This is a genomic window from Inquilinus sp., assembly GCF_039594555.1.
In the GTDB taxonomy this organism is placed as follows: Bacteria; Pseudomonadota; Alphaproteobacteria; order DSM-16000; family Inquilinaceae; genus Inquilinus.
The window spans coordinates 15,616-30,375 of record NZ_JBCNNF010000007.1 but is presented as its reverse complement, the minus strand read 5'-3'; the positions used below and the strand labels follow the sequence as shown (position 1 = coordinate 30,375).

Below are 14,760 nucleotides of genomic sequence, written 5' to 3'. Positions count from 1 at the left end.
CTCCTCTATCCGCCGCCAGGGGAAGGGGCCTGCCCGCTCATGCGGTCATAGACGCGGAACAGGGCCTGGTTGCCGTTGCCACCCTCGCCATGGGCCCGGGCGTCGAGATACTGGCTGGTGACCAGCGCCGTGGCCGGCAGGGGCACGGCCTTGCCGAAGGCCAGCTCCTGCACCAGCCGCAGGTCCTTCAGCATCAGGTCGATGCGGAAGCCGGCGCCGGGATCGCGCGAGATCATCGCCGGCCCCAGCCGGTCCAGCATCCAGGAGGCGGCGGAACCGCCGAGCAGCACCTCGCGCATCTGCTCCAGGTCGACGCCGCAGGCCCGGCCCAGCGCCAGCGCCTCGCAGATCGCCTGCAGGTTGATGCCGCAGATCAGCTGGTTGCACAGCTTCACCGTCTGGCCGGCGCCGCTGTCGCCGACATGGGTGATGGTGGTGCCCATGCCGCGCAGCACCGGCAGCGCCCGGTCGAAGGCCGCACGGCTGCCGCCGGCCATGATCGTCAGCGTCGCGGCGCGGGCGCCCTGCGGCCCGCCGGATACCGGGGCGTCGAGGAGGTCGATGCCGGCGGCGGCGAGGTCGCCATGCATCCGCCGCACCGCCTGGGGCGAGATGGTGCTCATATCGACCACCAGCCGGCCGCGCGGCGGCGATGCCAGCAGGCCGCCGGGGCCGTACAGCACCTCCTCTACCTGCGGCGTGTCCGGCAGCATGGTGACGACGATGTCGGTCGCCTCGGCCGCCTCGGCCACGCTGGCGGCGGCAACGGCACCCTGCGCTGCCAGGGCCTCGACCGCGGCCGGTACCACGTCATAGGCGTGGACGGCGTGGCCGGCGCGCAGCAGGTTGGCCGCCATCTCGCGGCCCATGGTGCCGAGGCCGATGAAGCCGACGGTCTGTTTGGGCTCCCGCACCGCTCAGCCCTCCCGCTCCAGCTGCGCCAGCTTGTCGACCCGGCGCCTGAAGTCCTCGCTGGGTTCGAACTCGGCGGCGAGATATGCCGCGACCAGGTCGCGCGCCAGCCAGGGGCCGACGATCTGGGCGCCGACGCACATGACGTTGACATCGTCATGCTCGACCGCCTGATGCGCCGAATGAAAATCGTGGCAGACCGCGGCGCGGATGCCGCGGATCTTGTTGGCGGCGATTGCCGCGCCGACGCCGGTGCCGCAGATCATCAGGCCGCGATCGGCCGCCCCGCCGGTGACGGCGGCGCAGACCGCCCGGGCGATGTCCGGGAAGTCGACAGGGTCGGGGGTGTGGCTGCCCACATCCGTCACCGCATGGCCTAGGCCGGCGACGAAGTCGGCGATCTCTCGCTTCAGGGGAAAGCCGGCATGGTCGCAGCCGATCACGATCTTCAACACGGGTCTCCTGGTCTTGTCGGGGCGTCAGCCTTGCGGGGTCTCGAAGGCCTTGCGGCGATACTCGTCGCCGATCTCGAAATGGCGGCGCAGCAGCTCGTCCGAGCGCTGCACGTCGCGCGCCACCAGCGCCTCGAAGATCCGGTGGTGGTGGTCTATCAGGAACGACCGGATGCCCGGCACCTTCAGGATCAGCTCGCGCCGCCCGCGATGCGACCGGTGCACCAAGCCGGAGATGGCGGCGTACACGCTGCGCAGCGTCTCCGACCGGGCGGCATGGACGATGCCGTTGTGGAAGTCGAAATCGGCCTCACCGCCCGCCACCGGGTCGTCGATCGTGGCCTCGATCCGCTGCAGTGCAGCCCGGATGCGCTCGAAATCCGCCAGGGTGGCGCGGCGGCAGGCCAGGCGCACCGCCTGGCATTCGATCGCGATCCGCGCCTCCATCACGTCGTCGATGGCATCGGACTGCTGGGCGAGGGCGAAGGTGAAGAACTCGCCCAGGGTCGACGCGTCGGGCTGGCGCACGATGGTGCCGACTCCGTGCCGGATCTCGACCGCGCCCAGCATCGCCAGCGCCCGCAGCGCCTCGCGCAGCACCGGCCGGCCGACGCCCAGCAGAGCCGACAGGTCCCGCTCCGGCAGCAGCCGGTCGCCGGTCTTCAACGCGCCGGATAGCAGTTGCTCGCGCAGGAAGGCGAAGACCTTGGCGTAACCGCCGGGCGCGTCGTCGGGATCGCGAGTGAGCTTGATGAGGTCGGCCATAGTGTTCTTACCGTGGTAAGACCACTTAAGCGCCCCGTAGCGCGCATGTCAACCCGCTCACCCGAATCCGGCAGGTCGCAAGGTCCGGTTCGTCGATCGCGGCCAACAGGGCCGCAGAGGTCCACTTCTGGATCTCGGCGGTAACGGAGGGCAGCGGATGCAGGTGTTCGGCAGACTTGGCATCGCTTGCCCGCTATAGCCGGACTGGAGACGGGGCAGACGATGTGGGACATCATCAGCGCAGTGAATCCCACCGCAATACCCTACTCCGGGGAAAATCTCGGTCGGCGGCCGAACCGGGAGGATCATTTCATCGATCGGTACGGTCGTTTCATCGAATAGGCGATGATCCAATTAAGCAATAATATTATCTCAACCGAATGGGAGACGGCATTTCGCGTCTGCCGGAGACGATCACCCCGTTTCGCCGGCGGGGCGAGGCCTCGTCGGTTGAGCAAGGGGATGTGAGCCATGCGGACAATGACCCGTGGATGCCGCGACACCGCGCGGGCAGCGGTTGGGCGGACCCCTGCGGCACTCCGCGCCTGGCCGGCATCAAGCTCATGACCGCGACCGGCATGGACATTCGGTTGCGGTGCGGGGGCAAGGACTCCGACCGCACCTCCAGCACCGTTTGTTCGCCGAAAGCGCTCCTGCCGTTCTGACCCGGGGTCGGGGCCGAAGGGCGGCCTCACGCGGCGGCAGCCCGAGGGCCGTCCCGGCGGCCGGTTCCGGCAGTGACCAGGCGGACAAGCCAGTCAGGATCAGACGACAAGCAGCGGGGCAGCCGATCCGGCCATGCCCGAGGGGAACAGTGATGACGATATCGCGACCCGCCGGGCGGGGCTGTTTCGGCCGACGGCCGGTGCGAACCTTATCGCTGTGCGGCCTGGCTCTCGGTCTCGCCGGCTGCAACGAGCAGAACGCCTATGTCCCGCCGCCGCCGCCCAAGGTCACCGTGGCGCAGCCGGTGCGCGAGCCGGTCACGCCCTTTCTCGAGCTGACCGGGTCGACCCAGGCCTTCAATGCCGTCGATCTGGCGGCGCGGGTGCAGGGCGACCTCGTCTCGATCGACTACAAGGACGGCGCGCTGGTCACCAAGGGCACGCCGCTGTTCCACATCCAGCGCGACACCTATGACGCGCAGCTGCAGCAGGCCAAGGCGGACCTGATCCAGCAGCAGGCGGGGCAGGCGAATGCCCAGTCCGAATATGACCGCCAGGCCGCGCTGGGGAAGACACAGGTCGCCTCCCAGGCCCATGTCGAGGACGCCAAGACCAAGCTCGACCAGGCCACCGCCGCGGTGATGCAGGCCCAGGCCAATGTCGAGCTGGCCACCATCACGCTCGGCTACACCGAGATCACGGCGCCCTTCGACGGCGTGGTGACGAACCATCTCGTCGATGTTGGGGCCCTGGTCGGCTATGGCGGCCCGACCAAGCTGGCCAGCATCGTCCAGACCGACCCGATCTACGTCTATTTCAACGTCAGCGAGCAGCAGGTGCTGCAGGTGAAGCAGACCCTCGCAGCCCAGGGCCGCAAGGCGGCCGACCTGCACGACGTCCCGGTCGAGATCGGCCTGCAGACGGAGGAGGGATATCCGCACCGGGGCGTGATCGACTACATCGCCCCGCAGATCGATGCCCAGACCGGCACCCTAACCGTGCGCGGGGTCTTCGAGAACAGGACCCTGGCCCTGTTGCCCGGCCTGTTCGCCCGGGTCCGCATCCCGGTCGGCCGTCCGGGCGACGGGCTGCTGGTCGACGACACGGCCATCGGCACCAGCCAGCTCGGTGACTACCTCCTGGTGCTCGGCAAGGACGACACGGTCGAGCAGCGCAAGGTGACCCTGGGCCCGCGCGAGGGATCGATGCGCGTGGTCGCGGACGGAATCGGGCCCGATGACTGGGTGGTGATCGGGGGCATCCAGAAGGCCGTGCCCGGCAGCAAGGTCGCGCCCGACAAGGCGACCATGGCCGGCCGTGGCGCCGGCCCGTCCGCCGCCAAGCCTTGATCGCCGCCGCGCGTTCTCCAATCCCAGAGTGATCCCATGCTCTCGCGCTTCTTCATCGAGCGGCCGGTTCTCGCCAATGTGCTGGCGCTGGTCATCGTGCTGATCGGGGCGGTCTCGCTGCTGCAGCTGCCGGTCTCGCAATACCCCAATGTCGTGCCGCCGACGGTGCAGGTCACCACGGTTTATCCCGGGGCCAGCGCCCGGACGATCATGGACACGGTCGCCCTGCCGGTGGAGCAGCAGGTGAACGGCGTCGAAGGCATGATCTACATGCAGTCGACCAGTGCCAGCGACGGCACCTACACTCTCACGGTCACCTTCGACATCGGCACGGATCCCGATTCCGCCCAGGTGCTGGTGCAGAACCGGGTGGCGATCGCGCTGTCGTCGCTGCCGCAGTCGGTGCAGGTGCAGGGCGTCAACGTGCAGAAGAAGTCGACCGCCGTCCTACAGTTCATCACCCTGTCCTCGCCGGACGACCGGTATGACGGGCTGTTCCTGTCGAACTACGCCGTCATCAACCTGCAGAAGGAGCTGCAGCGCCTGCCGGGCATCGGCAATGTCACGGTCTTCGGCGCCAGCCCCTATGCCATGCGGATCTGGATGGACCCGGACAAGCTGCAGGCCTACGGCCTGGTCCCGGCCGACGTGGTCAGCGCGGTCCAGCAGGAAAGCCAGGAGGTGACGGCCGGCATGGTCGGCATGCCGCCAGCGCCGAACGGGCTGAACTTCCAGTACACCATCAACGTCGCCGGCCGCCTGGACGACGCGGCGGAGTTCGAGACCATCGTCGTCAAGGCCGACTACCAGAATGGCGGCCGGCTGGTCCGGGTCCGCGACATCGGCCGTGTCGAGCTGGGATCGCAGAGCTACAGCCACACCGCCACCTTCAATGGCCATCCGACGGCCGCGATCGGCATCTTCCTGCTGCCCGATGCCAACGCATTGGCCGTGGCCGGCGAGGTGCGGGCGAAGATGGCGGAGCTGGCCCGCGCCTTCCCCCAGGGCCTGGCCTACGACATCCCCTTCGACACCACGAAATTCGTCAGCGCCTCGATCGACGAGGTCTACAAGACGCTGATCGAGGCGGCGGTGCTGGTGCTGATCGTGATCCTGCTGTTCCTGCAGGACTGGCGGGCCATGCTGGTGCCCGCCACCACCGTGCCGGTGACCATCATCGGCGCCTTCGCGGCGATGGCGGCGCTGGGCTTCAGCGTCAACACCGCGACGCTGTTCGCCATCGTGCTGGCCATCGGCATTGTCGTCGACGACGCCATCGTCATCGTCGAGGGCGTCTCGCACCACATGGAGGCGGGGCTGAGCAGCCGCGAGGCCGCGGTGAAGGCGATGGGGGAGCTGTTCGGCCCGATCATCGGCATCACCCTGGTGCTGATGTCGGTGTTCGTGCCGGCCGCCTTCCTGCCCGGGCTGACCGGCCAGATGTACCAGCAATTCGCCCTGGTGATCGCCGCCACCGCGATCATCAGCGCCGTCAACGCCGCCACGCTGAAGCCGACGCAATGCGCGCTGTGGCTGCGGCCGCCGACGCCGCCGGAGCACCGCAACCTGATCTTCCGTGGCTTCAACCGCTTCTATGACGCGACCGGGCGCTGGTATGCGCGGCTGGTCCGCCGGATAGTCAAGCGGAGTGGCCTGATGGTGCTGGTGGCCGCCGGGCTGATCGGCCTGGCGTTCTGGGGCATGTCGCGGGTGCCGACGGCGTTCCTGCCGATCGAGGACCAGGGCTATGCCATCGTCAGCATCCAGCTGCCGGAGGGGGCGTCGCTGCAGCGCACCGACCGCGCCGTGGCGGAGGTGACGAAGATCGCCCTGGCGACGCCGGGCGTCGCCGATGTCGTCGGGGTCAGCGGCATTTCGGTGCTCGACAACAACGCCACGCTGTTCAACGCGGGCATGGCTTATGTGATCTTCAAGGACTGGTCCGAGCGCGGCCCGGATGAAAGCCTGCGGGCGATCTACCAGAAGCTCACGGCATCGCTGGCGAACCTGCAGGACGGCAACACCTTCGTCCTGGTGCCGCCACCGATCCAGGGCATCGGCAATTCCGGCGGCTTCACCATGCAGCTCCTGGTCAAGGATGGCAGCGCCGACTTCGTGCAGCTGCAGGGCGCGGCGCGCGACATCGTCGCCAAAGCGGGCACGCAATCGGCGCTGCAGCGGGTCAACACCACCTTCAGCGCCGGCACGCCGCAGCTGTTCCTGGCGGTCGACCGCACCAAGGCCGAGACGCTGGGCGTGACCGTCGGCCAGGTGTTCTCGGCCCTGCAGGGCTATCTCGGCTCGACCTACGTCACCCAGTTCAACAAGTTCAACAACGTGTTCCAGGTCTACGCCCAGGCGGAGGCGCAGCACCGCCTGGTGCCCGACGACATCCTGAAGCTGAAGATCAAGACGCCGGCCGGCGAGATGGTGCCGCTGGGCACCCTGCTGACGGTGCAGACCGTGCAGGGGCCGCCGCTGATCAGCCTGTACAACCTGTATCCGTCGGTGACGCTGGCGGGCGGCCCGGCACCGGGATTCAGCTCCGGCCAGGCCATGGGGATCATGGACCAGATCGCGGCGCAGAGCCTGCCGCCGGGCTACGGCTCGGACTGGACCGCGATGTCGTACCAGGAGAAGATCGTCGGCAACCAGATCTACCTGGTCTTCGGCCTGGCCCTGGTGCTGGTCTACTTCGTGCTGGCCGGCCAGTATGAGAGCTGGACCCAGCCGCTGTCGGTGATCCTGGCCGTGCCGCTGGCGCTGCTCGGCACCGTCGCGGCCCTGAACCTGCTCGGCGTCGCCAACAACCTGTACACCCAGATCGGCGTCATCCTGCTGGTGTCGCTGGCGGCGAAGAACGCCATCCTGATCGTCGAGGTGGCGCGGGAGAAGCGGGCGGAGGGCCTGGCGATCGCCGACGCGGCGGTGGAGGCGGCGCGGCTCAGGCTGCGGCCGATCCTGATGACGTCCTTCGCCTTCATCCTCGGCGTGCTGCCGCTGGTCTTCGCCACCGGCGCCGGCGCCAATTCGCGTATCTCGATCGGCATCGCCGTGGTCAGCGGCATGCTGGCCTCGACCTGCCTCGCGGTGCTGTTCGTGCCGTGCTTCTTCACCCTGCTGCAGCGCCTTGCGGAACGCCGGCGCGCGAAGCCTGCCGTCCCGGCCGAAGCCGGCTCGGGCGCCAATCCGTGATTCCCCATCCGTGCCGCGCGGCGGCATGGCGCTAAGTCGTACGAGGAGCCTCTACATGCGATTTCTTAAGGGTGCGGCGATAGCCGCCGCGGTCACGCTGGCCGCCTGCGCCCAGACCAGGCCGGAGACCACGGCCGGGCTGTCGGCGGAGATGCCGCTCGCCCCCTCCGGCTCGGCGGGGTCTCCCGCCAGCCAGGGCCTCGGCGGCGACACGCTGGTCTTCCGGTCACCGACGCTCGACGTCTCGAAATATCGCGGCTTCTACATCCCGGCGGCCGATGTCTATCAAGGTCCCGACGCCGATTTCGGCGAGATCGCGCCGCCGGACCGGCAGCGGCTGGCGCAGGAGCTGACGCGCGACGTCGCCAAGGCGCTGGGGCGGAACCGTAACGTCGTCCCGCGGCCCGGCCCGGGCATCGTCACGCTGCAGCTCAGCCTGGCCGGCGTCTCCAACACGCGGCCGATCCTGTCGCTGACCCGGGTCACGCCCGTCGGGCTGGGGATCACGGCGATCAAGAGCGCGGAGGGCATGCCGGCCGCCTTCGTCGGTGCCGTCACTGTCGCCGGCAAGTTCACCGATTCCGCCACCGGCCAGATCCTCGGCGGCTTCGTGACCCGGCAGAGCCCGCCGGCCTATGACCTCCGCTCCTCCATCGGCACCATGGAGACGGCCGAGCTTGCACTGACCCATACGGCGAGCGGGCTGGCCAAGGTGATCGACACCATGGCCCCTCCGCGGCGGTAGGTCGTTCGCCCGCCGGCGGCTCGGGAGGATGCCGGCCGGCAAACCAAACCGGAAGTGGGTCATCTTTGGTTTTGCCGGCCGTGCCGTGGCCCATACAGTCGAGCCCGCCGCTGGGTCGGGTGGATCGGAAATGGCAGAACAGGTGAATCCGGTTGAACGATAGCACTGTTGCTAAAGGTGACGAGCCGGCCGGGCGGGGGCCCGGCCGGCTGATGGAATGCCATGAATGCGGGCTGCGGCACGATGTGCCGGTGCTGCCCGACGGTACGGCCGCCCGCTGCCGGCGCTGCGGCGCGACCCTGCACAAGTTCCGGGCCACGTCGCTGGATCATGCCTTCGCCTATGTCTGCGCCGGGCTGGTGTTCTTCCTGATGGCCAATCTCCTGCCGTTCATCTCGCTCGAGATCTCCGGTCGGGTGCAGGCGGCCAGCCTGGTCACCGGCGTTGTCGCCCTCTACCAGCAGGGGCTGTGGGAACTGGCGGCGGTGGTGGCGCTGACCATGTTCCTGGCACCGGCCCTGCGGCTGGGCACGCTGTTCCTGGTGCTGGGCGGGCTTCGCCTGCGGCGGCCGCCGCGCTGGCTGCCGCGGCTGTGGCGCTGGGCCGAGCTGCTGGGCCCCTGGGCGATGATGGAGGTCTATCTGCTGGGCGTCTTCGTCGCCTATGTGAAGCTGATCGACCTCGCGACGGTGGAGGTCGGGCCCGGCCTGTTCTCGGTCGGCGCGCTGATGCTGGCGATCATCGCCGCCGGCTCGGCGCTGGACGGCGAGACGGTGTGGCGGGTGTTCGAGCGGCGCGGGCTGGTGCCGGTTCCGCCGCCGGCCGACCCGGCGCGGCCGGCACGGCTGTGCCACGCCTGCGGCCTGGTCTCGAACGTGCCGGTGGCCGGGCATGCGGACTGCCCGCGCTGCGGGGCGGTGCTGCACCGACGCAAGCCCGACAGCCTGACCCGGACCTGGGCGCTGGTGATCACGGCGATGATCCTGTACGTCCCGGCCAACATCCTGCCGGTGATGACGGTGATCTCGCTGGGCAGCGGCGAGCCGGATACGATCATGAGCGGGGTGGTGGCGCTGGCCGATTCCGGCATGTGGCCGCTGGCGGCACTGGTGTTCTTCGCCTCGGTCACCGTGCCGGTGCTGAAGCTGGTCGGCCTGATCATCCTGCTGGTGTCGACCCGGCGCGGCGCGGTGCGGCGGCTGCAGGACCGCACGGTCCTGTACCGCGTCGTCGAGGCGGTGGGCCGCTGGTCGATGATCGACATCTTCATGATCTCGATCCTGGTGGCGCTGGTGCAGCTGGGGCAGATCGCGACGATCGAGCCCGGCCTCGGTGCCGTGTCCTTCGCCGCCGTGGTGATCATCACCATGATCGCGGCCATGAGCTTCGATCCGCGCCTGATGTGGGACGCGGCGGGAGAGAACGGTGCCGACCATGACTGAAACCGGACCCGGCCCTGGCGCCCCCGCCCCGGCCGCGCCCCGCATCGACCGCAAGCGCCGGCTCTCGCCGATCTGGCTGATCCCGATCGTGGCGGCGCTGGTCGCCGGCTATCTCGGCTGGATCACCTTCTCCAGCAAGGGGCCGACCATCACCATCACCTTCCAGTCGGCGGAAGGTCTGGAGGCTGGCAAGACCCTGATCAAGCACAAGGAGGTGGTGTTCGGCACGGTCAAGACCATCGCCCTGTCGGACGATCTCAGTCATGTCGAGGTCACAGCCGAGATGACCCAGGCGGCGGCGCCGCATCTGAACCAGGACACCCGATTCTGGGTGGTGCGGCCGCGCCTGTCCGCCAGCGGTGGCCTGACCGGCTTCTCCACCATCGTCTCCGGCTCCTATATCGAGCTCGATCCCGGCAAGGGCGAAAGCCGGCGCGACTTCACCGGGCTGGAGGATCCGCCGGTGGTCCGGGCCGACGTGCCGGGGACGGAGTTCCTGCTGAAGGCCGACCGCATCGGCTCGGTCGGCCCTGGCTCGCCGATCTTCTATCGCGACGTCCAGGTCGGCCAGGTCATGGGCTTCGACGCCGCCGACCTTGCCAATGGCGTGACCATCCACGCCTTCGTCCGCGCGCCCTTCGACAGGCAGGTCTATGCCGGGACGAATTTCTGGAACGCTTCCGGCATCTCCGTCGGCACCGGGCCACAGGGTCTCAAGCTGCAGTTGGAGTCGCTGACGGCGGTGCTGGCCGGCGGCATCGCCTTCGACACGCCCGCCGCCGCGCGCACCGGCGACCCGGCCAAGGCCGGCACCAGCTACACCCTGTACAAGGACCAGGAGGGGGTGGAGGAGGCCGAATACACCATCCGCCTGCCCTACCTCCTGTATTTCGACGGCTCGGTCGGCGGGCTGGCGCCGGGCGCCTCGGTGGAATGGCGCGGCATTAAGGTCGGGCGGGTGGCCGAGATCCGGCTGCAATACGACGCGGTCCAGAACCGGATGCGGATCCCCGTCCTGGTCGAGCTGGAGCCGCAGCGCATCGAGCTGGTCGGGGCCAGGCCCGGGCTGGGCACGGGCGAATATGCCGATCGGGTGAAGGCCCTGGTCGCCCGCGGCCTGCGGGCGCAGCTGAAGAACGGCAACCTGCTGACCGGCCAGATGGTGGTGACGCTGGACATCTATCCCGACACTTATCCGCAGACGGTGGGGGAGGGGGACCGCTATCCGATCCTGCCGACCATCCCGGGCCAGTTCGACAGCGTCATGCGCTCGGTCAACGGCATCCTCGACAAGGTCTCGGCGCTGCCGATCGACACGCTGGTCGAGCAGACCAACGCGACGCTGCAATCGATCCAGTCGCTGGCGGCCTCGCCGGACATCACGGAGGCGCTGCGCTCGCTGGCCGGGGCCCTGGCCTCGACCCAGCAGCTGCTGGGCCAGGCCAACAGCAATCTCGGCCCTGCGCTGCAGCAGCTGCCGCCGCTGCTGGCCACGGCGCAGCAGGCGGTGCGGCGGCTCAGCGGCACGCTGGGTGACCAGGGCTATGGCGCGGATTCGACCTTCAAGCGCGACCTGACCCGGCTGATGGGCCAGGTCGAGGACACGCTGCGCTCGATCCGCATCCTCTCCGACTATCTCGAGCAGCACCCCGAGGCGCTGATCCGGGGCAAGACCGAAGGGCTGAACTGATGTGCCGTCTCCCCCTGTCCCGCTCCGCCGTCCTGGCCGGCCTGCTGGCGGCGCTCGCCGCCTGCTCGTCGCCGCCGCCCAGGGTCTACACCCTGGCGGCCATGCCCGGCACGCCGCTCGGCGGCCGGCCGGTGACGGCGTCAGTGGCCGCGGTCGAGGTGCCGAAATATCTCGATCGGCCCCAGATCGTCCGCCGCTCCGGCACGGTCGAGCTGGGCGTCAACGAGTTCGAGCGCTGGGGCGAGCCCCTGGCCAACATGGTGCAGCGGGTGCTGGCGGAGGATCTGACAGCGCGCCTGCCGGCCGGCTCGGTCGTCACCACCAGCCGCACGCTTTCGGGGGATGAGACGCTGACGGTCGAGCTCGCCGTCGGTCGCTTCGATCCGGAAGCCGACGGTACGATCGTGCTGGAGGCGCAATGGCGCCTGCGGGGGAAGGTCGGGAGCCGCGCCGCGACCGAGACCGCCCGCATCTCCCGACGGCCGGCAGACCAGAGCACGGCAGCCGAGGTCAAGGCCATGAGCGAGGCCCTCGGCGACCTGGCCGACCGGATCGCCGGCCCGATGCCGGCTCGGTAGGCGCTTGGTCATCCGCCCACCGGGAACGTCGATGTGACACGGGCGGGACCATTCCAGGGGTGAGGGACGCCCGCTTCGAGTCGGCTCGGCCGGCGTCCGGCCTAGCGAAGTCACTTCGTGTCCCGCAGTCACTTCTGTCTAAATCCCTCGGCATTCGATCCAAAGTCCCACCCGCCCGGACGACGTGGTTCCACCGGCCGGAAGCGGTTGCAATTGTAAGTTAGTTAGATTAACTAACTCATGGAGATTGGAATCATGGGAAGCATGGTGGCAGGCGAGATCATTGCCGGCATCGATATCGGCGGAACCAAGACGCAGCTGGTCGCGATGCGGGGCGGCATCACCCTGGCCGACCGGACTGAAGCAACCAGAGGCTGGCGCAGTCATCGCGCCGAGGAGGATGCGGCTGCGCTCGTCTCCATGGTCCGTGAGGCGGTCGATGGCGCCGAACCGGCCGCCATCGTGGTCGGCGCGCATGGCTGCGACAGCACCGATCAATGTCGGGCGTTCCAGGAGCTGATCGCGGCCCGGACCGGCGGCGCGGTCCTCGTGCTCAACGATTCCGAGCTGCTGCTGCCGGCGGCAGGGCAGGCGATGGGAATCTCCGTCATCGCCGGCACCGGCTCGATCGCCGTCGCCCGCCTGCCTGACGGCACCATGTTGACGGCGGGGGGCTGGGGCTGGTTTCTCGGCGATGAGGGCAGCGCCAGCGGTTTGGTGAGGGACGCCGCCCGAGCGGTGCGCGACGCGATGGATCGTGGCCAGGCCTTGGACCCGCTGGCGCAGGCGCTGCTCGGGATCCTCGACATCGACGATCCCGTCCGGCTCGGCAAGACCCTGGCGGCCGAGGGCAGCGCCGCCGGGATCGGCCGCCACGCGCCCGCCCTGTTCGCCGCCGCGGAGGGCGGGTCGGCGATCGCCCGGAGCGTGATCGACGCCGGCGGTCAGGCCCTGGCCCTTCTGGTCCGGCGGCTGGTGGATCGAGGAGCGAAGGGCGGCAGCGTGGTCGCCGGCGGGGGCGTCATCTCGCGTCAGCCGCGGCTGATGCGGGCCTTTGAGGCCGCGATGGCCGAGCAGGTGCCCGGCTGGGCCGTGACGCTTCTGACCACTCCGCCGGCCTTCGGCGCGGTCCGGCTCGCCGAAGCCCTGATCCGGGGCGATCTGCCGCCGCAGCTGCCGCGGCCGGCGATCGCACGGACCGTTCTGGCGGACAGCGATCGGAGGATGCGATGACGGCGACTGACGCGGCGCCCGCCGGGCGCACGCCGACCCCGTCGGGGCTGCGGATCATCCCGGCGCGATACTGGGGCCAGCGGGTCGCCGCCGCCCTGCTGGTGATGGTGGTCCTGGGCTTCGCCGCCCTGGTCGCCAGCAGCCGGAACGTTCAATGGGACGCGATCGGCACCTATCTCTTCGATCTGACGATCCTGGACGGCATCCGGCTGACGCTGGTGTTCACGGTCCTCGCCATGGCCATCAGCATCCTGGCCGGAATCGTGCTGGCGATGATGCGCCTGGCATCCAATCCGATCCTGTCCGGCTTTGCCGGCTTCTACATCTGGTTCTTCCGCGGCACGCCGCTGCTGGTGCAGATCATCTTCTGGTTCAACATCCAGCTGTTCATCCCGGCCATCGAGGTCGGGCCGCTGAATGTCGAGACCAACACGCTGATCTCGGCCTTCACGGCCGCCCTGCTGGCGCTCAGCCTGAACGAATCCGCCTATGTGGCGGAGATCGTCCGCGGCGGCCTCCTGGCCGTCGACAAGGGGCAGGGCGAGGCGGCGACGGCGCTCGGCTACACCCCGTTCCAGACCCTCACCCGGATCGTGCTGCCGCAGGCGCTGCGCGTCATCATCCCGCCGATCGGCAACCAGACCATCTCGATGCTGAAGACCACCTCGCTGGTCTCGGTCGTGGCGGCGCAGGACCTGCTGACGCGGGTCCAGAACATCTACGCCAAGAACTTCCTGATCATCGAGCTGCTGATCGTCGCCAGCATCTGGTACCTGGTGCTGACCACGGCCGCCTCCCTCGGCCAGTCCTGGATCGAACGGCGCCTGGGCCGCAGTGACCGCGCTCCCTCGAAGGCCCGGCGGATCCTCGGCGCGGCAGGGAGGCAGGGCTGATGGGCGAGGTGGGACAGACATCCGCCTCACGGCCGATGGTCGAGGCGATCGGCGTGCGCAAGGCATTCGACAGCCTGCAGGTCCTGTCGGGCATCGACCTGACCATCCGCAAGAGTGAGGTCGCCTGCATGCTGGGCCCGTCCGGCAGTGGCAAGTCGACCTTCCTGCGCTGCATCAACCATCTGGAGAAGGTCAGCGGCGGCGAGATCCTGGTCGATGGCGAGCTGATCGGCTACCGCCGCCGGGGCGACCGCCTGTACGAGCTGAAGGCCGCCGAATTGGCCCGCCAGCGCCGCGACATCGGCATGGTGTTCCAGCGCTTCAACCTGTTCCCGCATCTCGACGTGCTGGAGAACATCGTCCAGGCCCCGGTGCTGATCCGCGGCGAGCCGCGGGCGGATGTCGTCGCCCGTGCCCGCGCTCTGCTGGAGATGGTCGATCTCAGCGACAAGGCACAGGCCTATCCGCAGCAGCTGTCGGGCGGCCAGCAGCAGCGGGTGGCGATCGCCCGCGCGCTGGCCATGCGCCCGAAGCTGATGCTGTTCGACGAGCCGACCTCGGCCCTCGACCCGGAGCTGGTCGGCGAGGTGCTGGCGGTGATGAGGCGCCTGGCGGCCGAGGGCATGACAATGCTGGTCGTCACCCATGAGCTGGGCTTCGCCCGCGAGGTCGCGGACCGGGTGATCTTCATGGACCAGGGCGTGGTTGTGGAGGAGGGGACGGCCGCCGAAGTGCTGGACCATCCCCGGCACCAGCGCACCCAGGCGTTCCTGCGGCGGGTCCGCTGACCAGGCCGCCGCCGGGATCGATGCAAACCGTGCAACGCAAACAGGGAGAGAGA

Annotated in this window: 12 protein-coding genes; 9 read left to right on the top strand and 3 right to left on the bottom strand. The window is 69.2% G+C overall.

Going from position 1 to position 14,760, the window contains the following annotated elements; translation table 11 throughout:
• Positions 1-5: 5 nt before the first annotated feature.
• The 3 genes from ABDW35_RS01585 to ABDW35_RS01575 are packed head-to-tail and all read right to left on the bottom strand — an operon-like array spanning position 6 to position 2,129.
• A complete protein-coding gene (locus ABDW35_RS01585) occupies positions 6-914 on the bottom strand; it encodes an NAD(P)-dependent oxidoreductase (protein WP_343712086.1) in 909 nt (302 codons plus the stop codon).
• A gap of 3 nt (positions 915-917) precedes the next feature.
• Positions 918-1,355 (bottom strand): ribose 5-phosphate isomerase B, encoded by a 438-nt coding sequence (gene rpiB / locus ABDW35_RS01580; RefSeq protein ID WP_343712103.1) that lies wholly within the window; start codon positions 1,353-1,355, stop codon positions 918-920.
• 36 nt (positions 1,356-1,391) lie between these two features.
• On the bottom strand, positions 1,392-2,129 hold the full coding sequence (locus tag ABDW35_RS01575) for a FadR/GntR family transcriptional regulator (RefSeq protein ID WP_343712085.1): 738 nt from the start codon (positions 2,127-2,129) through the stop codon (positions 1,392-1,394).
• An 865-nt stretch (positions 2,130-2,994) separates the two neighbouring features.
• Between ABDW35_RS01575 and ABDW35_RS01570 the strand changes: the two genes are divergently transcribed.
• The 9 genes from ABDW35_RS01570 (at position 2,995) to ABDW35_RS01530 (ending at position 14,707) form a co-directional block, all read left to right on the top strand.
• Positions 2,995-4,143 carry an efflux RND transporter periplasmic adaptor subunit gene (locus ABDW35_RS01570; RefSeq protein WP_343712084.1) on the top strand — a complete coding sequence of 383 codons (1,149 nt, stop codon included), beginning with the start codon at positions 2,995-2,997 and terminating at the stop codon, positions 4,141-4,143.
• A gap of 36 nt (positions 4,144-4,179) precedes the next feature.
• Positions 4,180-7,338 carry a multidrug efflux RND transporter permease subunit gene (locus ABDW35_RS01565; RefSeq protein WP_343712083.1) on the top strand — a complete coding sequence of 1,053 codons (3,159 nt, stop codon included), beginning with the start codon at positions 4,180-4,182 and terminating at the stop codon, positions 7,336-7,338.
• Between the two features lie 55 nt (positions 7,339-7,393).
• Positions 7,394-8,083: a DUF3313 domain-containing protein gene (locus ABDW35_RS01560; RefSeq protein WP_343712082.1), complete on the top strand. Its 690-nt coding sequence runs from the start codon at positions 7,394-7,396 to the stop codon at positions 8,081-8,083.
• A 152-nt stretch (positions 8,084-8,235) separates the two neighbouring features.
• On the top strand, positions 8,236-9,525 hold the full coding sequence (locus ABDW35_RS01555) for a paraquat-inducible protein A (protein WP_343712081.1): 1,290 nt from the start codon (positions 8,236-8,238) through the stop codon (positions 9,523-9,525).
• Positions 9,518-11,215, top strand: coding sequence for an MlaD family protein (locus ABDW35_RS01550; protein ID WP_343712080.1), 1,698 nt, complete (start codon positions 9,518-9,520; stop codon positions 11,213-11,215). The genes ABDW35_RS01555 and ABDW35_RS01550 overlap by 8 nt, the downstream gene beginning before the upstream one ends.
• Positions 11,215-11,793, top strand: a complete 579-nt coding sequence (locus ABDW35_RS01545; RefSeq protein ID WP_343712079.1) for a PqiC family protein — start codon at positions 11,215-11,217, stop codon at positions 11,791-11,793. The genes ABDW35_RS01550 and ABDW35_RS01545 overlap by 1 nt, the downstream gene beginning before the upstream one ends.
• Before the next feature lie 255 nt (positions 11,794-12,048).
• Entirely contained in the window at positions 12,049-13,026 is a 978-nt protein-coding gene (locus tag ABDW35_RS01540; RefSeq protein WP_343712078.1) for a BadF/BadG/BcrA/BcrD ATPase family protein, read from the top strand.
• On the top strand, positions 13,023-13,919 hold the full coding sequence (locus tag ABDW35_RS01535) for an amino acid ABC transporter permease (protein WP_343712077.1): 897 nt from the start codon (positions 13,023-13,025) through the stop codon (positions 13,917-13,919). Before ABDW35_RS01540 ends, ABDW35_RS01535 begins: the two co-directional genes overlap by 4 nt.
• Before the next feature lie 35 nt (positions 13,920-13,954).
• The gene (locus ABDW35_RS01530; RefSeq protein WP_343712102.1) at positions 13,955-14,707 is read left to right on the top strand and encodes an amino acid ABC transporter ATP-binding protein; all 753 of its coding nucleotides are present in this window, start codon (positions 13,955-13,957) and stop codon (positions 14,705-14,707) included.
• The last annotated feature ends 53 nt before the right edge of the window (positions 14,708-14,760 follow it).

Coding starts and splice junctions, on each gene's coding strand:
- ABDW35_RS01575 (WP_343712085.1), bottom strand. CDS start 2,129: ATGGCCGACCTCATCAAGCTCACTCGCGATCCCGACGACGCGCCCGGC.
- ABDW35_RS01565 (WP_343712083.1), top strand. CDS start 4,180: ATGCTCTCGCGCTTCTTCATCGAGCGGCCGGTTCTCGCCAATGTGCTG.
- ABDW35_RS01560 (WP_343712082.1), top strand. CDS start 7,394: ATGCGATTTCTTAAGGGTGCGGCGATAGCCGCCGCGGTCACGCTGGCC.
- ABDW35_RS01550 (WP_343712080.1), top strand. CDS start 9,518: ATGACTGAAACCGGACCCGGCCCTGGCGCCCCCGCCCCGGCCGCGCCC.
- ABDW35_RS01545 (WP_343712079.1), top strand. CDS start 11,215: ATGTGCCGTCTCCCCCTGTCCCGCTCCGCCGTCCTGGCCGGCCTGCTG.
- ABDW35_RS01540 (WP_343712078.1), top strand. CDS start 12,049: ATGGGAAGCATGGTGGCAGGCGAGATCATTGCCGGCATCGATATCGGC.
- ABDW35_RS01535 (WP_343712077.1), top strand. CDS start 13,023: ATGACGGCGACTGACGCGGCGCCCGCCGGGCGCACGCCGACCCCGTCG.
- ABDW35_RS01530 (WP_343712102.1), top strand. CDS start 13,955: ATGGTCGAGGCGATCGGCGTGCGCAAGGCATTCGACAGCCTGCAGGTC.